This is a genomic window from Campylobacter sp. FOBRC14 (assembly GCF_000287855.1).
GTDB lineage: Bacteria > Campylobacterota > Campylobacteria > Campylobacterales > Campylobacteraceae > Campylobacter_A > Campylobacter_A curvus.
On the sequence record NZ_ALJJ01000014.1, the window covers coordinates 24527 to 44952 of the forward strand.

14 protein-coding genes are annotated in these 20426 nt (G+C 47.3%); 9 read left to right on the plus strand and 5 right to left on the minus strand.

All coding sequences use genetic code 11. The annotated features are described in order from the left end of the window. The first annotated feature begins 24 nt into the window (after positions 1 to 24). From HMPREF1139_RS06880 to HMPREF1139_RS06900, 5 genes are all read left to right on the plus strand, one after another. The gene (locus HMPREF1139_RS06880; RefSeq protein WP_009650661.1) at positions 25 to 1194 is read left to right on the plus strand and encodes an MFS transporter; all 1170 of its coding nucleotides are present in this window, start codon (positions 25 to 27) and stop codon (positions 1192 to 1194) included. A 99-nt stretch (positions 1195 to 1293) separates the two neighbouring features. Beyond that, positions 1294 to 2691 (plus strand): class II fumarate hydratase, encoded by a 1398-nt coding sequence (gene fumC, locus HMPREF1139_RS06885; protein ID WP_009650676.1) that lies wholly within the window; start codon positions 1294 to 1296, stop codon positions 2689 to 2691. A gap of 227 nt (positions 2692 to 2918) precedes the next feature. Next, on the plus strand, positions 2919 to 7142 hold the full coding sequence (locus tag HMPREF1139_RS06890) for a 2-hydroxyacyl-CoA dehydratase (RefSeq protein WP_009650721.1): 4224 nt from the start codon (positions 2919 to 2921) through the stop codon (positions 7140 to 7142). 104 nt (positions 7143 to 7246) lie between these two features. Beyond that, the gene (locus HMPREF1139_RS06895; protein ID WP_009650713.1) at positions 7247 to 8167 is read left to right on the plus strand and encodes a DUF1176 domain-containing protein; all 921 of its coding nucleotides are present in this window, start codon (positions 7247 to 7249) and stop codon (positions 8165 to 8167) included. Positions 8168 to 8189: 22 nt separating this feature from the next. Continuing rightward, positions 8190 to 8885: a suppressor of fused domain protein gene (locus HMPREF1139_RS06900; protein ID WP_009650735.1), complete on the plus strand. Its 696-nt coding sequence runs from the start codon at positions 8190 to 8192 to the stop codon at positions 8883 to 8885. Positions 8886 to 8966: 81 nt separating this feature from the next. Here HMPREF1139_RS06900 and HMPREF1139_RS06905 read toward each other — a convergent pair whose 3' ends face one another. Together HMPREF1139_RS06905 and HMPREF1139_RS06910 are read right to left on the minus strand one after the other, a co-directional pair. After that, entirely contained in the window at positions 8967 to 10133 is a 1167-nt protein-coding gene (locus HMPREF1139_RS06905) for a PepSY-associated TM helix domain-containing protein (RefSeq protein WP_009650673.1), read from the minus strand. Beyond that, a complete protein-coding gene (locus HMPREF1139_RS06910; protein ID WP_009650738.1) occupies positions 10133 to 12097 on the minus strand; it encodes a TonB-dependent receptor domain-containing protein in 1965 nt (654 codons plus the stop codon). The genes HMPREF1139_RS06905 and HMPREF1139_RS06910 overlap by 1 nt, the downstream gene beginning before the upstream one ends. Positions 12098 to 12203: 106 nt before the next feature. Between HMPREF1139_RS06910 and HMPREF1139_RS06915 the strand changes: the two genes are divergently transcribed. Further along, positions 12204 to 13142, plus strand: a complete 939-nt coding sequence (locus HMPREF1139_RS06915; RefSeq protein ID WP_009650677.1) for a helix-turn-helix domain-containing protein — start codon at positions 12204 to 12206, stop codon at positions 13140 to 13142. Here the strand turns inward: HMPREF1139_RS06915 and HMPREF1139_RS06920 are convergent. Further along, positions 13109 to 14887, minus strand: a complete 1779-nt coding sequence (locus HMPREF1139_RS06920) for a sensor histidine kinase (RefSeq protein WP_009650708.1) — start codon at positions 14885 to 14887, stop codon at positions 13109 to 13111. The genes HMPREF1139_RS06915 and HMPREF1139_RS06920 overlap by 34 nt on opposite strands. After that, entirely contained in the window at positions 14874 to 15536 is a 663-nt protein-coding gene (locus HMPREF1139_RS06925) for a response regulator transcription factor (protein WP_009650691.1), read from the minus strand. Before HMPREF1139_RS06925 ends, HMPREF1139_RS06920 begins: the two co-directional genes overlap by 14 nt. Before the next feature lie 167 nt (positions 15537 to 15703). Between HMPREF1139_RS06925 and HMPREF1139_RS06930 the strand changes: the two genes are divergently transcribed. Genes HMPREF1139_RS06930 through HMPREF1139_RS06940 form a run of 3 tightly spaced genes read left to right on the plus strand, consistent with a single transcriptional unit; the run spans position 15704 to position 19202 of the window. Beyond that, positions 15704 to 18076 (plus strand): hypothetical protein, encoded by a 2373-nt coding sequence (locus HMPREF1139_RS06930; protein WP_009650743.1) that lies wholly within the window; start codon positions 15704 to 15706, stop codon positions 18074 to 18076. 41 nt (positions 18077 to 18117) lie between these two features. Then, on the plus strand, positions 18118 to 18738 hold the full coding sequence (locus HMPREF1139_RS06935) for a thioredoxin fold domain-containing protein (RefSeq protein WP_009650732.1): 621 nt from the start codon (positions 18118 to 18120) through the stop codon (positions 18736 to 18738). After that, positions 18735 to 19202, plus strand: a complete 468-nt coding sequence (locus tag HMPREF1139_RS06940; protein ID WP_009650670.1) for a thioredoxin family protein — start codon at positions 18735 to 18737, stop codon at positions 19200 to 19202. The genes HMPREF1139_RS06935 and HMPREF1139_RS06940 overlap by 4 nt, the downstream gene beginning before the upstream one ends. A 103-nt stretch (positions 19203 to 19305) precedes the next feature. On the opposite strand, the gene HMPREF1139_RS06945 is transcribed toward HMPREF1139_RS06940, so the two are convergent. Beyond that, positions 19306 to 20412, minus strand: a complete 1107-nt coding sequence (locus HMPREF1139_RS06945; RefSeq protein ID WP_018137520.1) for a PepSY-associated TM helix domain-containing protein — start codon at positions 20410 to 20412, stop codon at positions 19306 to 19308. Positions 20413 to 20426: the final 14 nt, after the last annotated feature.

A 20426-nucleotide genomic window follows, 5' to 3' on the forward strand; every position in this document is an offset into this window, starting at 1 on the left:
CGCCAAGCGGCACAGGAGCGAAGCATGGCGAAAAATCACATATACTTGCTCACGCTTGGGCACGCCGCAAACGACATGTGTCAGGGCGCTTTGCCCGCACTCTTGCCATTTTTCATCAAGGCCTACTCGCTAAGCTACGAATCAGCCGCCACGCTGATCTTTGCCTCTACGGTATTTTCATCGATCCTGCAGCCCGTTTTTGGCTATTTCTCGGACAAAATTTCAAGATCCGCGCTCATATCACTAGGTCTCGTGCTCTCCGGACTTGGTATCTACACGATGGGATTTGTAAGCTCATACGGCGCACTCCTCAGCGCTGCGATCGTCTCTAGCATAGGAAGTGCGCTGTTTCACCCGGAGGCTGCAAAAATGGCAAATGCGATTTCAAGCGCCGATAAAAAGGCAAAAGGCATCAGCATATTTGCCGTAGGCGGCAACATCGGCTTTGCCGTAGGTCCGCTGATCGCCGGCTTTTGCGCATATCACGCCGGACTGCACGGACTTTTGGTATTTGGCGTCATCACGACTCTGGTTGCGTTCGCATTTTTACTTGCGATGCCCGCTATAAAAAATCTAGCCAAAGATGTCGCAAGCAGCGAGCCAAAAGGCCAAAATTTAGCCAAAAACGACTGGCGCTCGTTCTCAAAGCTGACAGCGGTCATATTCTCGCGCTCGGTCATATTTTTCACGCTAAACACCTTCATACCGATATACTGGGTGCATGTATTACATCAAAGTGAGAGTAGCGCGAGCATGGCGCTGACGATACTCTTTTCGTTTGGCGTCGTGGTGACTTTAGCAGGCGGCGCGCTGTCTGATAAATTTGGTCATATAAAAACGCTAAGATACGCCTACATAGCGATGGTGCCGATATTGTTTGCATTTACTCAAAGCACGGACGCCACGCTTTGCACGATATTATTATTTTTCGTCGGCATTGCGATATTCGTGCCGTATTCGCCTACGGTGCTACTAGGGCAAAGATACCTCGCCAAAAACATAGGCTTTGCCTCAGGCGTCACACTGGGACTTGGCGTGAGTGTGGGCGGCATCGTCACGCCGGCAGTGGGCGTGATAGCCGATAAATTCGGTCTTTATGCAGCTATGCAAATTTTATGGATGACCGCTATTATCGGGCTTGTTTTTTCATTTATGCTTACACCAAGCTCGCAGCGTCCGCAGGCTCATATATAAGGGCAGGCACTTCATTTTCTAATAACAAACATCAAAATTATAAGCATGATTTTATAAAATTCTTAATATACTTTTTTAAAATTTTCTAAAGGAGAAGCAATGGATTTTCGCATGGAAAAAGACACGATGGGCGAGATCAAAGTCCCAAACGACAAGTATTGGGGCGCACAAACGCAGCGTAGTTTTGAAAATTTCAAGATCGGCACAGAAAAGATGCCAAGCGAAGTGATCGAGGGCTTTGCGTATCTAAAAAAGGCGTGCGCACTCGTAAATAACAAGCTTGGACGGCTTGACGAGCCTAAAAGCAAAGCCATAGCGCAGGCATGCGATGAGATTTTAAACGGCAAGCTGTGCGGAAATTTCCCGCTTGCAGTCTGGCAGACGGGCTCTGGCACGCAGTCAAATATGAACCTAAACGAGGTCATCGCAAACCGCGCGAGCGAAATTTTAGGCGAGGACTTTCGCGCGAAAAAGCTCGTGCATCCAAACGACGACGTAAATAAGGGGCAAAGCAGCAACGACACCTATCCGACCGCGATGAGAGTGGCGTTTGTGCTGGAGCTTGCCAAGAGATTTTTCCCATCGATAGAAAAGCTAAAAAAGAGCTTAGAAGCAAAGAGCGAGGAGTTTAAAGACATCGTAAAGATCGGGCGCACGCACCTGCAAGACGCCACGCCACTCACGCTCGGGCAGGAATTTAGCGGCTACGCGCACATGCTGGCTAAAAGCGAGCTTTTAGTAAAGGACGCGGTAAAATACCTCTGCGAGCTAGCCATCGGCGGCACGGCGGTGGGCACGGGGCTAAACACGCACCCGCAATTTAGCGAAATGGTAAGCGAGGAGCTAAACGAGCTCACAAAAAGCCCGTTTAAATTTATCTCGCACCCGAATAAATTTCACGGGCTCACCAGCCACGACGGCGAGGTGTTTTTAAGCGGTGCGCTAAATGCACTGGCGGCCGATCTCATGAAGATCGCAAACGATATCCGCTGGCTGGCAAGCGGGCCAAGGTGCGGCATCGGCGAGCTAAATTTACCTGAAAACGAGCCCGGCAGCTCGATAATGCCCGGCAAAGTAAATCCGACGCAGTGCGAGGCGGTGACGATGGTCGCCGTGCAGGTCATGGCAAACCACGTGGCGGTCTCTATGGGCGCGTCGCAGGGAAATTTCGAGCTAAACGTCTTTAAGCCGGTCATCGCCTATAATCTTTTGCAATCAATCCGCCTGCTAAGCGACGTGTTGGTGAGCTTCAACGACAATTGTGCGGTCGGCATCACGCCAAATCGCAAGGTGATCGATGGCTACTTGCATGGCTCGCTTATGCTAGTAACCGCGCTAAATCCATACATCGGCTACGAAAATGCCGCAAAGATCGCCAAAACAGCGCACAAAAATGGCACGACACTTCGCGAAGAGGCGATAAATTTGGGCATCTTGACCGGCGAACAGTTTGACAGCTACGTAAAACCAGAGGAGATGACGCATCCGAAAAAGTAAATTCAAATAAGGAGGCGAACGCCTCCTTTAAGTATAAATGCGCCGCTTTGATAGCCGCTCTATCAATTTGACACCGTTAAACGAACGATTTATTAAACACAGCCAAAATTTAAAATTTCATCTTTTATAGATACGGGATAAATTTAAATTAAAAATCAGCTTCATGATGTAATAATTATTATTTATTGACCGCGCGATCAATGAGCCAAAATTTACCAGGAGAGTTTATGGGTTCAAAATTTAAAGTAGGCATCGACATAGGCTCGACGACGATAAAGTTAGTCGTCCTGGATCATGAAAATAAAATTTTATACAAAAACTACGCACGCCATTTTTCAGAGATCACGTCCGCACTACAAGAAAATTTAAAACAGCTAAAAAATATAATAAAAGACGATAAATTTTCCTTTGCTATGACCGGCTCTGCCGGTATGGGTATCGCCGAGGGGCTCGGGCTTGCCTTCGTGCAAGAGGTCATCGCCTGCGCGGCTGCGGTGCGCGCCTTTATCCCGCAGACCGACACAGTCGTCGAGCTTGGAGGAGAGGACGCAAAGGTGACTTACTTCGGCGACGCTCCGGAGCAGAGGATGAACGGCGTTTGTGCGGGCGGCACGGGCTCATTTATCGATCACATGGCGACTCTGCTCTCTACCGACGCGCTTGGACTAAACGAGCTAGCCGGCAAAGGCGAGCGAATTTACACTATCGCCTCAAGGTGCGGGGTCTTTGCAAAGACCGACGTGCAGGCGCTGATGAACGACGGGGCGCAAAAGTCCGACATCGCGCTTTCCGTGCTGCAAGCGGTGGTGAATCAAACCATCTCAAACCTCGCTCAAGGTCGCCCGATCGGCGGCAAGGTCGCATTTTTAGGCGGTCCTTTGCACTTTTTGTCCGTGCTTAGACAGCGTTTCATAGAGACGCTAAAGCTCACCCCCGAAAATACCGTAGAAGTCGAGGATGGCAACTACTTCGTCGCTATCGGCGCGGCACTTTACAAAGAGGCTAAAGAGCTTGATGTAAAGCAGCTCGAGCTTAGTCTGGCAAAAGCCGAGCAGGCGGCGGCAAAAGAGAGCAGACAGGCGGATTTCACACTCTTTGAAACGCAGCAAGAGTATGAAAATTTCAAAGCTCGCCACGACAAGGACAAGGTAAAACGCGGAAATTTAGCGAGCTATCAAGGAGCGATCTTTGTCGGCATAGACGGCGGCTCGACGACGACGAAGCTGGCTGCTATCGGCAAGGACAAGGAGCTGCTTTACACCGCCTACGGCAGCAACCACGGCTCGCCGTTAAATTCCGTCATCAAAGAGTTAAATGAGCTTTACGCCGCGATGAATGAAAACACGCATATCGGCGCGGTGATGACGACTGGATACGGCGAAGCGATCGTAAAAGCCGCTATCCACGCAGACGGCGGAGAGGTCGAGACCTTCGCACATCTGCGAGCGGCGCAGGAATTTTGCCCCGATGTCACGTTTGTGATGGATATCGGCGGCCAGGATATGAAGTGCTTTTACGTAAAAGACGGCAGTATCGGCAACATAACGCTAAATGAGGCCTGCTCGGCGGGATGCGGCTCGTTTATCGAGACCTTTGCGCACGGGCTTAAAATGAGTGCGGGCGAATTTGCGCAAAAGGCGATCGTCTCAAAGGCCCCTGTCGATCTTGGCACGCGCTGCACGGTGTTTATGAACTCCAAGGTCAAACAAGCGCAAAAAGAGGGCGCGTCCGTGAGCGACATCTCGGCAGGCATAGCATTTTCCGTCATCAAAAACGCCCTTTTTAAGGTCATGCAGCTAAAAGACGTGAGCGATCTAGGAGATCACATCGTGGTGCAAGGCGGCACGTTTTACAACGACGCGGTACTTCGCTCAATGGAAAAGCTCTTAGCTCGCGACGTGATAAGACCCGACATCTCGGGCATCATGGGAGCTTACGGAGCAGCTATCTTAGCGCTTGAAACGGGCATAGAAAGCTCAAGCGTGCTCCTAGCAAACGAGCTGGCAAATTTTGAGGTCACGACGAGCTCATATCGGTGTAAAAAATGCGGCAATCAATGCCTGATCACAAAGCAGGCCTTTAAAGACGGAGGCTGCTATTTTACGGGCAATCGCTGCGAAAAAGGCATCGGCGTGACTTTAAAACAAGAAGAAAAAGCCCCAAATATCTACGACTTCAAATACAAACGCCTATTTTCATACTACAAGCCGCTAAAAGACACCGCACGCGGCCGTATAGGGCTGCCTAGAAGCCTAAATATGTATGAAGACTATCCGTTTTGGTTTACCTTTTTCACAAAGCTTGGCTACGAGGTCGTCCTCTCCGGCAAATCCTCCGCGCAGCTTTATTACAAAGGCATGGCGACCGTGCCCTCAGACTCGCTTTGCTACCCGGCAAAGCTCGTTCACGGGCATATCATGGATCTGATAGAAAAAGGCGTGCAGACGATATTTTATCCTTGTGCGCCGCACGATATCTGCGACCACTCGGCGGAGGCCAAATTCAACTGCCCGATCGTCGCCTCATACGCTGAAAATATCCGCACGAATATGGACATACTAAAAGAGAAAAACATCCGCTTCCTTCAGCCGTTTTTGCCGCTAAATGACAAGGCGCGACTCATAGAGCGTTTGGCGGAAGAATTTGGCGAATTTAAAATTTCTAGTAAGGAGATAAAAGCAGCGGTCGAGGCCGGGTTTGAAGAGCTTGAACACTACAAAAACGATGTGCGTGAATTTGCCCTAAGCGTGCTAGAGGAGCTTGAAAAAAGAGGCAAGTCTGCCATCTTGCTCGCCGGGCGTCCTTATCACATCGACCCTGAGATCAATCACGGCATCCCGGAGATGATCCAGTCGTACGGCCTGCCGGTGCTCTCGGAAGATGCCATTTATCACATCCCGATAAATTCTGAAAATTTAAAGATCGTAAATCAATGGAGCTACCATGCAAGGATCTATCATGCCGCTCATTACGTAGCCCAGCATGATAACATCACTCTTATCCAGCTTAGCTCCTTTGGGTGCGGGCTTGACGCGATCACCACGGGACAGGTCAAAGCTACCCTGGAAGAAAATCATAAAATTTACACGATGATAAAGCTGGATGAAGTAAGCAACCTAGGCGCTGCGCGCATCCGCCTGCGCTCACTGATCGCCGCACTCGCGCGTAAGCAAAAGGTAGCATTCACGCCGGCTGCTAAAACAGATAGACCGCGCTTCACACCGGAGTGCATACAAACGCACACGATACTGGCCCCGCAAATGGCGCCTATACATTTTGAGCTTCTAACCTGCGCACTAAACAAGCACGGCTACAACGTCGTGATCCCGCAAATGCCCGAAAAAGCGGCTATCGACCTTGGGCTTCGCTACGTGAACAACGATATGTGCTACCCCGCTATCGTCATCATCGGGCAGCTCATTGCCGCGCTCAAATCAGGCGAGTGCGACCCGGATCACACGTCCATAATGCTCTTTCAAACATGTGGAGCGTGCCGTGCGACGAACTACCTTAGCGTCTTGCGTCAGGCGCTAAGATACGCGGGTTTTGCACAAGTGCCCGTGTTTGCGTGCTGGGGGCTGGAGACGGACGCGTTTGAGCTAAACAGGAGCTGCATGCTAGACGCCGTCAAAGCCGGAGTTTATGGTGATCTTTTACAAAACGTCCGCAACCGCACCCTGCCCTACGAGATCGTGCCAGGCTCGGCGCAGCGGCTATACGATAAATGGATGAAGCGCTGCGCGGACGAGATAAAAAACGGCAATTATTTTAAATTCAGCAAAAACATCAAAGCTATCGTCAAAGATTTTGAGGCGCTGCCGATATATGAGCATCTTTGGAAGCCAAAAGTAGGCGTAGTGGGTGAAATTCTAGTCAAATATCACCCGGTCGCGAACAATCACATCGAAAAAATTTTGATAGACGAAGGCGCCGAGGTCATCATGCCTGAATTCGTCGATTTTTTCCTCTATCTGGCATACGATTCGGTCGTCGAGCACAAGCTTTTGGCGGGCAAATTCAAGGATAAATTTTTCTCGCAGATATTTATCAGCGTGCTTGAGTTTTTCCGCCGTCCGATGAAAAACGCCCTGCAAAAAAGCTCTCGTTTCCGCGCTCCGCTAAGCATAGACGAGATAGCGCGCCTAGCTAGCAGGCACGTCTCGCTTGGCAATATGGCTGGCGAAGGGTGGTTTCTCACCGGCGAAATGGTAAAGCTCATCCACGAGGGCGTGCCAAACATCGTCTGCCTACAGCCTTTTGGCTGCCTACCAAACCACATCACGGGCAAAGGCGTCATACACGAGCTTAGAAACTCCTACGAGGGTGCAAATATCGTCGCTATCGACTGCGACGCCGGCTCAAGCGAGGTAAATCAGCTAAACCGCATAAAACTGATGCTGGCCCTCGCCAAAGAAAAAGAGCCCGGCAAGCAAGAAAAAGAGGTCATTTAAGGCAAAATGAAAATTTTCATCAAAATTTTACTGCTATTAGCCATGATATTTGCCGTTTCTAACGCCAAAGACGAGACGCTTGAATTTTTTATAAAGACTGGTTCGTGATCTGTGACAACACCACCACATGCCGTATATTTGGCGAGCAAGTAACCAACTGGGGCTACACGCTTTCAGTGCTTTTCACGCGCCCAGCTGGAGCGGATTCCAAGATTACGGGCGAAGTAAAGTATAACTACTACGAGAGAGATGATTTTGACGTGAAGCTTTTCATAAATGGCAAAAATCACGGAGAGGTCGAGCCAAAAGAGGTCAAAGATAAATTTGGCAGCGAGATGGTAAATACCCTAGATGACGATCAGGTGCATGCGCTTATCGCCGCACTCAAGGGCTCGCCTAAGATCGAATTTAAAAATTTAGACCAAGATATCTCCATGCAGCTTTCGGCCGAGGGCTTTAACGCCGTTTGGCTAAAAATGCGCGAGTGGCAGGGGCTTTTGAAGGGACAAAGACCGCGCGAGCCAAAGCCAGAGCCCGTGATAAAAAAGGTCAAATTTATAGGCGAGCTACAAAACGTGACGAGGGATGACCTGAGATTTGAGCAAATTTTTAAAATTCTAAAAAAGCTGCCCGAGTCCGAGAAGTGCGATATTTTTGACAGCGACTCGCCGTGGTTTAAAGACGACTCTTTTATGCAGATACAAGAAATAGACGAAAACCGCACGCTAGTGCAAGCCAGATGTCAGATGACCGGATATATCCCAACCGCGTTGGTCGTCGTGGTCATGGACGATGATCTTAGCCAAGTGAGCTTTGTTACGACTGATTTTAACGGCACAGATGAAAACGGCGATCTAAGGCACGAAAGCAAAGTCTGTGGTGGTAGCGAGTGGTATCATAAGACGGCGGTCTGGGATGGTGAGAAATTCGTCGTCGTAGAAGATCGTTTTAGCGGACCTTGCAGTAGCGGTGAAGCAGGCGGAGCGTGGAACTTTCCTATCATCACGGGCAAGGTGGCGGAATAAATTTAAGCCAGAAGGAAACAAAATGACGCAAGAGGAGTACAAAGCAAAATTCAAAGAAGACAATGCGGTCGGCTGGGACGCAATAGATACGGCGCTAGCTAAAATTTACGACAAGAGCAAAGAGCGCCACTACGCCTCGAGGCTACCAGCCAGGATCGGCGGGGAAGACCACTTAGACGGCGTGAGCATATTTGACTGTGACGAACAGGCGTTTCACCGCCATATCATCAGCTTTGGCATGAGCGAGCTGTATTACGAGCCAGAGAGTGCGGGCAAAGATTTTAGTCACTGGGGGTTTGAATTTACCATGCGAGTCGTGCCGTTTGCGCTTGATCAAGACGCTAAAACCCCCGACGGCTCAGTAGTAAAAAACGAGCCACACTGGATCACAAACGTCATGCTAAACCTCGCAAGATACGTCGATAAAAGCGGGAAATGGTTCGAGGCGTATCACTTCATCCCTGCAAATTCGCCTATCAGACTCGACACCGACACCAAGCTAGTGGGCTTTGCCTTTGCACCAGACCCAGTGCTAGGTAGCATAGACACGCCAAACGGCGGAGTGGATTTCCTCCAAATGGTAGGCATCACGCAAAGTGAGCTAGACTGGCTACTACAAGATCCAAAGACCACGCGCGTAAAGCAGCTCATCGACAAAATGCGCGCGGACGATCCGCTACTGATCACCGATCTAACGCGAGTGAGAGAATATGCGTGAATTTAGCTTTAAAGCGTAGGCGGACGCGCCCAAATTTTGCCATGAGATTTGCCGAGCGCTGGCTTGCAGCATAGCTTAAATTTATCGCGGCGCGCCTTTCTTGCGTATGCGCTTTAAACTCATCCAAAATCCGCTCACTATAAAAACCACGACCAAAAGTGACGCGACGCAAAAGATAAATTTACCCGCCTCGCCGAAGGTGTAGCCAGCGTGCAAATTTAGGACACCTTTATGCAGCAAAAATGCTCTGGGCATCCTATTTTGCGCGTCGTCGTATCTGGCATGACGTAAAATTTTGCTCTGCCCCGCGTCAATGCTCATCATGCTAAATTTCGTGTCGTCCGCCGCGTCCTTGTCAGTGTAGCGAAGGCTGTAAATTTCGCCCTTTGGCGGGATCATCACGTTAAGCATCTCGTAGTTTTCGCCGCGCTCTTTTTTAAACAGCTCAAAAACGGCGTCAAGCTCTTTTAGCTTTTTAGCGTCCGTTAGCGCAAAGCCCTTAGCCTGCGTAAATTTAGGCGCTTTATAAATTTGCTCCTCACCAAACGCCCTATTTGTGAGCTTTGCCAGCCATTCGTAGGAAAAATATAGCCCCGTCACGCTTATCACAAAAAGCACCGCCACCGCACTCATACCAAGGCTGCCGTGCAGCTGATAAAGCAGCGTGTAGCCTCTGGCGCGTAAATTTATCCTAAACGCACGGGTAAATTTACGCCTGAAATTTGGATAGTAGATGACGACGCCAGAGACTAAAAGCAAGATGAGCGCGACAGTCGAGACCGCCACGATGTGCTTGCCAATTAGCCTTAAATTTTCATCCCCGCTTAGCCCAAGTCCTAAATTTACGTGTAAATTTAAGATAAGCCCGATAAATTTATTGCCAAAATTTTCGCCCAGCGTCTCGCCAGTGAATGGATCTAAAAAATATGAGTCAAATTTGCCATCTTTATCGATGCCAGAGATCACGATAGCCGCGTCTTCATCGCTCTTTCGTCCGATAAAGCTAAGGTAAAACTCGCCCTTTTGTGCGCTAAATTTAGCCAGCACTTCGCTTACTTTCATCCGGCTAGGCAAGAGTGCTTTTACGTGCGAATTTCTGGCATTTAGCGCGTCAATGATCTCGTCGTGATAGGAGATGATCGCGCCCGTGACGGCGACGATGAAAAGCGGCACGCAGCAAATCAGCGTCAAAACAAGATGCAGATTAAACCAAAATTTATTTTTCTTTAAAAGCGTCAAATTTGCCATCAGAAATTTACGTTAAAGCCAAGTTGAAATTTCGTGCCATCGACAATGAGCAGGTCATATCTGCCAGAGCGCGTCGTGACAAATTCGTTGAAAAGATTATAAACGCTAAAATTTATGCTCGTATTTTTGCTTAGTTTGTAGCTCGCACCCGCGTCAAACAGCGCATACGAGCGGATGTCCTCGTCGTAGCTTAGGCTATCGCGCGATTTGCTCATGTAGTTTAGCTGTGTCCAGAGATTTAGCTCCTTGCTCGCGTCGTAGTCAAGCCCGATTTTTAGGACATGCACGGGCAGATTGTTTAGCGTTTTGCCTTTTTCGCTACCCGTTTTTTGCTCCGAGTGGGTGTAGGTGTAGCTCGAATTTAGGGCTAAATTTGAGAGTATCTGCCACTGGGATGAGAGCTCGATGCCCTTTATATCAGCCTTGCCGATGTTTATCGTATCCCAGATGCCCCTTGCGTAGGTCTTGCCATTATGCACGCACGGCGTACCAGGGCGCGGGACGCAGATACGCTGCGTGCTGATGCCGTCTTTTAGCCTAGTGTAAAAGCCCATGAGCGCGAAGCTAAATTTTTCATTATCGTCATACGCCACGCCAGCTTCGTAGCTTACGCTGCTTTCTGGTTTTAGATCGCTCCTGCCTAGCTGCGCGCCCATACCGCCAGCAAATGGCAGTGCAAGCCCGTCGGTGCGCTGCTTGATGTCGGGGGTCGCATAGCCAGTGGAGACGCCGCCTTTAAATGAAAAATTTTCGTTTAGATGATAGACCACATAAGCGCGCGGCGAGACATGCCCGCCATAGTCTTTGTCGTGATTATACCTCACGCCAGCGGTCAAATTTAGCCTATCCGTGAGGTAAAACTCATCTTCACCAAATACCGAAAAATCATGCCTCTTTACATTTGCCGCGTCCGCTGTGGTCGCCTTTTCGTTTAGCTTTTCGTGTCTAAACTGACCGCCAAGGCTTAGGGTGTTTGAGTCAAAAAAATATGTCCCCTTTGAGTTTAGCGTCGTGGTTTTTAGCGTCAAATTTTGCTGTCCGTTTTCTTTCATTTTATCATGCGTCAGGCAGCTTTCTAGCAGGAGCTTGTCGTATTTGCCAGTGTGTGCTAGCGAAGCGGTGAAGCCCTTCATCTCCTCGCGTGCGACATCGTTGTTTGAGCCGCTAGCCCCTAGCGTCTTGCCCGCTGTTCTTTTGTATTTATTTGTGATCTTTGCAAGATCTAGCGTGATCTCGTCATTTGGCGTGGCGTTATACATAAATTTGACGCCAAAATTTTCATCGCTGTTTTGCCTGTTGCCATAGCTTAACGTATCTTCAAATTTTTTAAAATATCTACCATAAAGTGCGACGCCAAATACGTCTGGCACGAGCGCGCCGTTTAGATAAAAGCCCGTTTGAAAGTCGTTTTTTATCTCACTTCGTTTAGCAAACGTATAGTAGCCATTTACGTTACCCACAAGCTCGTTTGAAAAGCCCTTGGTGATGATATTTATGACCCCGCCTATCGCGTCCGTGCCATATAGCGAGCTCATCGGTCCTCGCACAACCTCGACACGCTCGATCGTGTTTGCGGGCGGTAAGAAATTTTGCGAGCTACCGATAGCTCTAAGCCCCTTATATGCGCTATCGCTGGTCGCTGGTCGTCCATCGATCAAAATTTTAGTGTATCGCGACCCAAAGCCTCGCACCGTGATACCGCGCCTGCTCGCCGCACCCAAGGTCATACCAAACACGCCAGGCACGTCCTTTACGATACTTTCGACATCTTGGTGATTTTTCTTAGCGATTTGCTTTTGCGTGATTACAGAGATCGAGGCTGGCGCGTCTTTTATGTTTTGCTCAAATCCAGTCGCGCTCACGACTGTGACCTCATCTAGTCTCACCTCGGTCGGCTCGTCGCCATAAACAAATCCGCTCGTCACGCTTAAAAGCGCAAGTGAAATTTTAAGCCCTTTACGCATGAAAACCCCTTATAAAAATTTAAATTTCATTTTACTATAATGAGATAATTATTATCAATACTATCTGAACACCGCAGGGATAAAATTCAAACGCTGGAGGGATAAAATGGATTTTAAAGATATTTTAAACGCAGGACCCAATCAAAAATATATCGAACGAGTGTTTGAAGATAGCGACAAAAGGTGCAAGGTCGAGCTTTTTGCAAACAGAGACGACATAGGCTACTGTAAGAGCGACATCCTATGCAACGACCACATAAGGCGTTATCACGAAAAGGGGCTTGAGTACGCATTTTTATTTTTCAACGATACGCTAGATCCCTTGTGCTTCAAAGTCGGTCAAAGCTCTTTCGTATTAAACGGCGGTGAGTTTTGGATAGGCAGAGTAAATAGCGAATTCTCAGGTGTTTTCGAGTATCAAAACAAGCGATACGGCGGGCAATGCATATTTATGGATAAAGCTCTTGCCGATCAGATAGAGGCGTTTAAAAATTTAGACTGTAAAAACGGCATGGCGATAAAAAACCTCAAAGCAGCTCCTATGCAAATTTTGATACTAAAAGAGCTTGCAAGCTCTAAAATTTATGGTGGGAAGATGAGAGAGATCTTCATGGAGGCTAAAATTCTAGAGATGATTTATAGATGCTTTGGTGAGGCTAGGAGTGATGAAAGAGGCGAATTTAGTGCAGATGAGGTCAAAATTTTAAACAAAGCACGGCAAATTTTACTAAGCGACCTGCAAAATCCTCCGTCAATAAAAGAGCTCGCACGCCTTTGCGCAACGAACGAATTCAAGCTAAAAACGAGCTTTAAAAAGTACTTTGGAACGACCATTTACGCACTTTTGGCAAACGAGCGACTGGGCGTTGCAAAAGAGCTTTTAAACCAAAACGACATCAGTGTAAAAGAGGCGGCAAATATGGTCGGATACGCGAGTGCACCGCACTTTGCTAAGATCTTTAAAGCAAAATTCGGCGTGCTACCAAACGAGCTTTTAAAGCAAAGGAATTACTACGAGACGACCTCGTCATCTACGTCGTTTTGAACGAAAGAGCCCTTTAAAACTATCCTAAATACCGCTCCGTCGTTTGTATTTTGCACGCTCAAAGAGCCGCCAAGCCTCTCTTTTACGATCGTATTTGCGATGTATAGGCCTATGCCCGTGCCTTTGTCTTTTTTGGTGGTGAAATAAGGATCGAAAATTTTCTGCATTATCGCGGCGTCAATGCCGCCGGCGTTATCTTCGATCTGTATTAAAATTTCATCCTCTTTTTTCGTGGCGGTTATCTTTATGAGCCCGTTTTTAAGGGCTCTTTCGTCGATAGCGTCTTTTGCATTTATGAGGATATTCATCAAAACTTGTGAGAATTCGTTCTTGTTTGCAAGGATGAAAATATCCTCCGCGCAGGATACTTCTAGCCTTATGTGGCTGTGCTCGATGATCGCACCGATGATGCCCAGGATGTCCTCTACCGCGCTTTTTACGCTAAATTCTCTCTTTGCATCGTCCTTTTTATAAAAATTCCTGAAATTTTCTACCGTGCTCGTCATAAATTCTATCTGGCGGAGCGAATTTTCGACCGCCTCGTAAAAGCTCTCGTCGCTCATCTTGTTTTTTCTCTTAAAGGCTCTTAAATTTTGCAGTATCAAGGAAAGTCTCGTAAGCGGCTGCCTCCACTGATGAGCGATGTTGCCGATGAGCTCGCCAAGCTCGGCAAATTTGTTTTGATTTTGCAAGAGCCTATCTTTTTGAGCGATCTCAAGCGTCTTTAGAGTGATCGTGTTGTCTAAATTTGTAGCCAGCTCGCCAAGCTCGTCGGCACGCTTAGCGACTGCGGCAAAGATCTCTCTGATAGGCCTCGTCAAAACGAAGGTGAAAATGACCGACATAATGGTCGCAAAAATGAGGATGGAGGCTATCATTTTGTTGTTTTCCATGTCGTTTAGGCTAGGTTTCGAGCCCTCCATAACAAGGTAAAATTTTTGCTTGCCGATGAAAAACGGCTGAACAAATACGTTTTCATATATGAAACCGTCCGCACCGGAGCGATAAATTTCGCCCGCAAGCTCCTTTTTAAAGTCATCTTCTATCTTTCTTTTGTCGGCGTAAAGCGACCAGTCGAATTTAGGATCTTTATGCTTTATGTAATACCCCTCGCTATCGATCAAAAACACATCGTAGATCATCGACATCGTGAGACTATCGATAAAGCCATCCATAAAGGCGTCTATAACGAGCTCGCCTTTAAATTCATCGTCCGCGTATATCGGTACCTCAAGCCTGAGAGATGGTCTTTTAAATTTCTCGTCAAGCCTGAAATTTAAGGCTATCTCTCCCTCTTTCGCCTTATTTGAGTGAAATTCCTCTTTGAATTTTGAAATTTTATAAGCTTCGCATCCTTCGCTCGTTCGCTCATACCCTAAAATTTTATATCCGGTTTTGCTGACATAGACGATACGCGTATAGTCTTTATTGGCCTGCATGATCGCTGAAAACAGCAGATTTAGATAATCTTGATCGCCGCTTACGCACTCTAAAAATTTTTTATCCGCCGCTACGGCTTTTATCGCGCCCTCTTTGGATTTTAGATAGGCCTGAGCTTTCATTATCTTGTCGCTGCTTTGCATCGAGATTTCGCGCTCGAATTTTTTGTAGTTTAGATCGTATGAAAAGTAGATATGGATGCCGATTATCGAGGCCATCAAGATCACCGTAAATACGATATACGAGACGAAGAGCTTGATACTGAAATTTCTTTTTTGGTTGGAGAGTTTTTTAAATTCGATCATATTTTTCTATCTTGTATCCTATGTTTCTTACGTTGATGATGAAATTTTCGCCCAGTTTTTCTCTGATCTTTTTTATCTGCGTCCTTAGAGTATTGTCGCAGACGTCCTTATCCTCCCAAACGTAATCCTTTATCACCTCGGGGCTCATCGTAAGCCCGATATTTTTTACCAAAATATATAAGAGCTTCTTTTCTTGTTTATTCAGCTCGACCGGCGCGCCATCGCAAAAGAGCGTCATATTGGCGACGTTAAAACTGTAAGATCGCGTTATCTTCACCATGTCGTGATCGGCGTTTTTATAAAGTATGTTGTTTATCCTGATCTCAAGCTCTTCTAGCATGAAGGGCTTTTTGATATAGTCGTTGCAACCTAGATCAAAGCCTTGCTTGACGTGCTCAAGATCACTTTGCGCGGTGACGTAAATGACCGGAGTATCGATGCCCTCTTTTCTGATCGCTTTTAGGGTCTCAAAGCCGTTTAAGATGGGCGTATTTATATCAAATAAAAATATGTCGAAATTTGACAAAACGGCATTGTCTAAAAGCTCCTGTCCGTTAGCGTAAAATTCTAGCTCGTGCCCCTCAAGCTCGAAGTAGTTTTTCAGCTGATCGCAGATGATTTGATCATCTTCAAGAATAAGTATTTTCATGCCCCGCTCCTAGCCTCTTTTTAGTAAAAATTTTAGCACATTTTTTACTAGCCATATTATAGATAGTAAAAGTGCTTTAAAAGTGCTCGGCGAAATTTGAGCGAGGCACTTTTAAAGCACTTTGATATTTTAATATTTCGATAATAAATTTTCACAAGGAGGAACAGATGAAAAATATGGCTTTAAGATGCTTTCTTGGCGCTTTATTTTTGATCGCATCTCCTCTTTTTGGGGCGCAGAGCATGGACGCTCCGAAAGAAAAGATGCAGGTTCAAAGCGTCGAAGGCGGCGATAGCTGCGTCAAATGCCATGAGGGTATCGAGTCCATCAGAGATGCGAAATCGGACATGATGGCGCAAATTCTCGCCATGGGGCAGGCATTTAACGACAGCGGAGGCTGTGCGGTGTGCCACGGCGGCGATCCGGATAAAGGCACTTTCGAGGAAGCTCACAAGGGCGCTCCTGCGGCTCATCCGGGCGGGTTAAAGGACTTTGTAAGAGACCCGGGCTCCATCTGGATAGCCGATAAAACCTGCGGGATGTGTCACGCAGATACGTTAGCAAACGTCCAAAAGTCTTTGATGATGACCGAGGCCGGTAAAATTCAAGGAAATTTACACTCCTGGGGAAGTCAAAAATCACAAAAAGTGATATATGGCAACCACGCCGTCAAGGACGAGGACGGCAAAGAGCCTGCGTGGGGCACGAAAGAATACAAAGAGTATATGGTGCGCCTAATCGACAAATATCCAAATCAGTTCCCGACCGAGCTTAAACAAATCCCACTTGCGCCTCAGGGGGCGGATGATTTTAAAGGCAAGAGCGAAGATGAAATTTCATATATGGCCTCGCTCACCTATCAGCGCTCGGGCTGCCAGGCCTGTCACGTGGGCGTAAGGGGCAGGAAGATAAGGGGCGATTGGCGAGGTATGGGATGCTCGGCCTGTCATATACCTTACGGCATAGAGGCGTTTTACGAGGGCAAAGACCCGACCATCGACAAGAGCGAAAAAGGGCACTTGCTGACTCACCAAATGCAATCAAGCAGAGAGGTCAAGGTAAAAACCGCAAAGGGCGTAGAATTTAGCGGTATCCATCCGGTTACCTGCGGCAGTTGCCACAGCGGCGGCAAGAGGATCGGCGTATCTTATCTTGGACTCATGGAGCAGCCTTACGGCACGCCGTTTAAAGACGGAGTCAAAGACCAAGACGCATATCACGGCTCAAAGTATAAACACATCAAAGAAGACCTGCACTTTGAAGCGGGCATGACCTGCCAAGACTGCCACACTTCGATCGACGTGCATGGCGACGGAACGATATTTGGAACGACCTTGGCACAAGTGGAGATCGAGTGCTCCGACTGCCACGGCACGAATGATAAATTCCCGTGGGAGTTAAGGCTAGGATATGGCGAGAATTTCAAGATCAAAACATCTGACAAGCCAAGAGGTCTGGCTCAAAATTTACAAGATTGGATGAAACAAGGAACGGTCTATGACAAAGAGGGCGGATATCTACTCTCTGCAAGGGGCAATCCTCTAGGCAACGTCGTAAAAGTAAAGGGCGAAACTAAGGTCATCGCTCACCTTGCAAGCGGAAAAGACCTTGAAGTGCCGCTCGTAAAAAATCAGGTCCAAAAGAAAATTTGCAAGTCAAAAGCCGCCTATGTCGCGATGAATGATGTAAAAGCTCATATGAATCAAATGGAGTGCTACACCTGCCACGCTACTTGGGCGCCGCAATGCTACGGCTGCCACGTAAAGATGGACTATGGCTCCGGCAAAACCAAAACCGACTGGATAGCCTCGGCTTCAACCCACTTTGCAAACGGCGAAACGAGCGAATCTACTATCGGGGCTAAGGGCAATCAACTCTTTGGAACATTTAGTCAGTCAAGGACATACACCAGGTGGGAAAACCCTGCTCTTGGCGTAAATGGCGAAGGTCTCATAACCCCGATAATCCCGGGCTGCCAAGTCATTTACAGCATCATAGGACCTGACGGCAAAACGGTCACGCTAAACAAACGCGCAAAAGTCGCCGACGACGGAGCTATGCTACCGCCTGACATGTCGCCTACTCAGCCACACACTATAAGTAAGGTCGCAAGGACTTGCGAGTCGTGCCACTCCGACCCTAAAGCCATAGGATATGGTATAAATGACGGGCAGTATATGACGGATGCGGATAAAGACTTGCACCTGGATATCCAAGATCTGCGCACGAAAGAATTTGCGACCGAGCACACGGCGCTTCAGCTAAAAGGTATCGAGGGGCTAAACTACGACTTATCGCAAGTCGTTACCAGAGACGGCAAGCTGCTTCAATCAGTCGGCACTCACTGGCCAGACGCCAGAGCGCTTGACAAGGCACAAAGAGACAAGATCGAAAAAGTGGGCGTTTGCATAGGATGTCACCAAAATATGTCTAAAAAGGAAATTTGGGACAACCTCAGCACGAACAAGACCTTAAACGCCGACGAGCACGTCCAAAAGATGAACGAGCTGGCCACCAAAGCCGCCAAGGTCAAAAAATAATGTAAAGGGAGCCGTGCGCTCCCTTTTTCAAGGAAAGAGATATGAAGCTAAATTTAGGCGTATTACCGGTTTTGCTAGCCATTTTGATAGCGGGCTGCAACGACGTTAAAGCAACACAGCAAACCACGAAGCAGGCGGATCAGCTCGTAAAACAAAAGCCCGTCATCTACGATAAAAATGACGCCGTCATAAACGAGGTCTTTAAAGACGTAGCCAAAATAGCGCCGTCTGATAAGCCAATGATAATCATCTTTGGCACGAATACCGATCCCTACACCGACAAGCTAAAGTCCGACATAAACGCATCGACGCAGCTTAAAGAAAAGCTGAAAAACGAATTTTCGTCGTATTATCTAAAGGCGCATAAAAATTTAAATCATAAATTTTACCACGACGGCGAGTTTATGGACGTAGATACGAAGACGCTACTATCTATCTACGCTATCGACGCGACTCCTAGTATCATCTTTTGCGACAAAAGAGGCAAAACCATCCTGATCGTGCCGGGATACATGCCGCCAAAGCAGTTTTTACAGACTATGAATTTCATCAAAAGTGGCATATGGGAAGGCAAGAATAGGAAAAACGGCGAAATTTATGAGGCGCTAAGGCAATACTACATAAAAAACGGCATCGACGTGACTAAAAAGGCGGACAGATGAGAGCTCTTGCGCTTTTTCTCGCGTCGCTTTGTCTTGCCTTTTGCGCCGATATGCAAAATTTAACGAGGCTTGCTGCGGACGGTAAAGGCATGGTCTTGATATTTGAGAGCAAAGACTGCGGCTACTGCGAAATTTTAAAAAATGACTTTGAAAAGGACGAACGCTTACTAAATTTGGTGGGTGATTTTAATATCTATCGTATTGACATAAACGAGGACAAAAGCTACATCTTTGCAAACGATAAAAGAGCCAAGAGCACGAAGGAGTTAAAATACTATCTTTACGTAAATTCCGCGCCTTGCGTCATGATCTTTGATAAAGATTACAACAAAATTTTCGCGTTTCAAGGCTATGCCGATCCGCAGCAGATGAGTGTTTTTATGAAATTCGTAAAAGGGCTCAATGAGGGTAAATACAAAGCTAGCCAATGGCAAAAATTTCTAAACGAAAACGGAGTGCTGTAAAACAATAAATACCCACTAGAGTGCTAAAATTTGGCTTTACCAACTTTTACGATCACCTGACATGCGCTGATTTTAGTAGCTTTGTACAAGCGGGTGCATAAATTTAGCCGATTCTCACTCTGCCTTTTAGGCGCTTCAAACTCATCAAAAATCCGCTTACGATAAAAACTACGACCAAAAGAGATGCGATGCAAAAGATAAATTTGCCCGCCTCGCCAAAGCTGCGCCCCGTGTGTAAATTTAACATCGTTTTTCGTAGCCAAAGGGCGTCTTTACCGCCGCTACTAGCTCGCACGCGCTTTAAAAGTGCGCCGTTTCTTGCGTCTATCAAAATCTCACCTACGTTTTCTTTGTCGGTTTCATTTAACGGCACGTAAAAGATCCTAAATTTGCCCTCTCCTTGCGCAAATAGGCTAAATTCCTCGAAATTTTCGCCGACCTCGCTTCTAAAAATTCGCTCCGCCGTGTCAAATTCGCTTAAATTTAGCTGTGCGACCTTTTTCGCCTCGGGCGGGACGAAGTCGCTTTTTGGCGCGGACAGATCAAAAGCGCCGTTTATGAAATTTGACGCCGTGCGCGAGCTGAGATAAACGCCACTTAACGTCACTAAAACGAGCACCGCCGAAGCGTAAATGCCAAGCGAGCCGTGAAGTTTGTATAAATTTTTGCCGATAAAAAGCCTTGCGCTCCGCCTAAAAAACGGAAAATATAGCCAGATGCCAGAAAGTGCTAGCAAAAATAAAGCCAGAGTGGCAAGTAGCACGATGTCTTCACCAAGCGTGGCTAGCTCGCCGTTTATCAGCCCAAAGCCTAAATTTACGTGTAAATTTACGAGAATTTTCTCAAATTTATCGCCCGCGTCCGCACCGATCATCTCGCCCGTGTAAGGATCTATCAAAAAAGCGTCGAAATTTGCGTCATAAACGTCGGCGGCTAAATTTAAGCCATTTCTAACGAGCAAAATTTTAAAAGAAAAATCCCTGTTTTTCTCGCCGAAGCGGTTTAAAATTTCTGAAATTTTTGGCGGATCGCTGACGCCTCGGGCTAAATTTAGCGTCAAATTTTCGCGGTTTAAGACTTCTGAAATCTCATCCGCGTATGAAAGTAGCGCGCCCGAGATCGCCACCACCAAAAGCGGCAGCGAAAAGACGAGAGCTAGGATAAGATGAGCGTTAAAGCAAAATTTACCGCGTTTAAAGATCCGCCTCACGCCCACCCTTTAAA

Bases quoted from the DNA above. Each gene is read 5' to 3' on its own strand.
- HMPREF1139_RS06880 (WP_009650661.1), top strand. From the start codon at position 25: ATGGCGAAAAATCACATATACTTGCTCACGCTTGGGCACGCCGCAAAC.
- fumC (WP_009650676.1), top strand. From the start codon at position 1,294: ATGGATTTTCGCATGGAAAAAGACACGATGGGCGAGATCAAAGTCCCA.
- HMPREF1139_RS06890 (WP_009650721.1), top strand. From the start codon at position 2,919: ATGGGTTCAAAATTTAAAGTAGGCATCGACATAGGCTCGACGACGATA.
- HMPREF1139_RS06900 (WP_009650735.1), top strand. From the start codon at position 8,190: ATGACGCAAGAGGAGTACAAAGCAAAATTCAAAGAAGACAATGCGGTC.
- HMPREF1139_RS06905 (WP_009650673.1), bottom strand. From the start codon at position 10,133: ATGGCAAATTTGACGCTTTTAAAGAAAAATAAATTTTGGTTTAATCTG.
- HMPREF1139_RS06910 (WP_009650738.1), bottom strand. From the start codon at position 12,097: ATGCGTAAAGGGCTTAAAATTTCACTTGCGCTTTTAAGCGTGACGAGC.
- HMPREF1139_RS06915 (WP_009650677.1), top strand. From the start codon at position 12,204: ATGGATTTTAAAGATATTTTAAACGCAGGACCCAATCAAAAATATATC.
- HMPREF1139_RS06920 (WP_009650708.1), bottom strand. From the start codon at position 14,887: ATGATCGAATTTAAAAAACTCTCCAACCAAAAAAGAAATTTCAGTATC.
- HMPREF1139_RS06925 (WP_009650691.1), bottom strand. From the start codon at position 15,536: ATGAAAATACTTATTCTTGAAGATGATCAAATCATCTGCGATCAGCTG.
- HMPREF1139_RS06930 (WP_009650743.1), top strand. From the start codon at position 15,704: ATGAAAAATATGGCTTTAAGATGCTTTCTTGGCGCTTTATTTTTGATC.
- HMPREF1139_RS06935 (WP_009650732.1), top strand. From the start codon at position 18,118: ATGAAGCTAAATTTAGGCGTATTACCGGTTTTGCTAGCCATTTTGATA.
- HMPREF1139_RS06940 (WP_009650670.1), top strand. From the start codon at position 18,735: ATGAGAGCTCTTGCGCTTTTTCTCGCGTCGCTTTGTCTTGCCTTTTGC.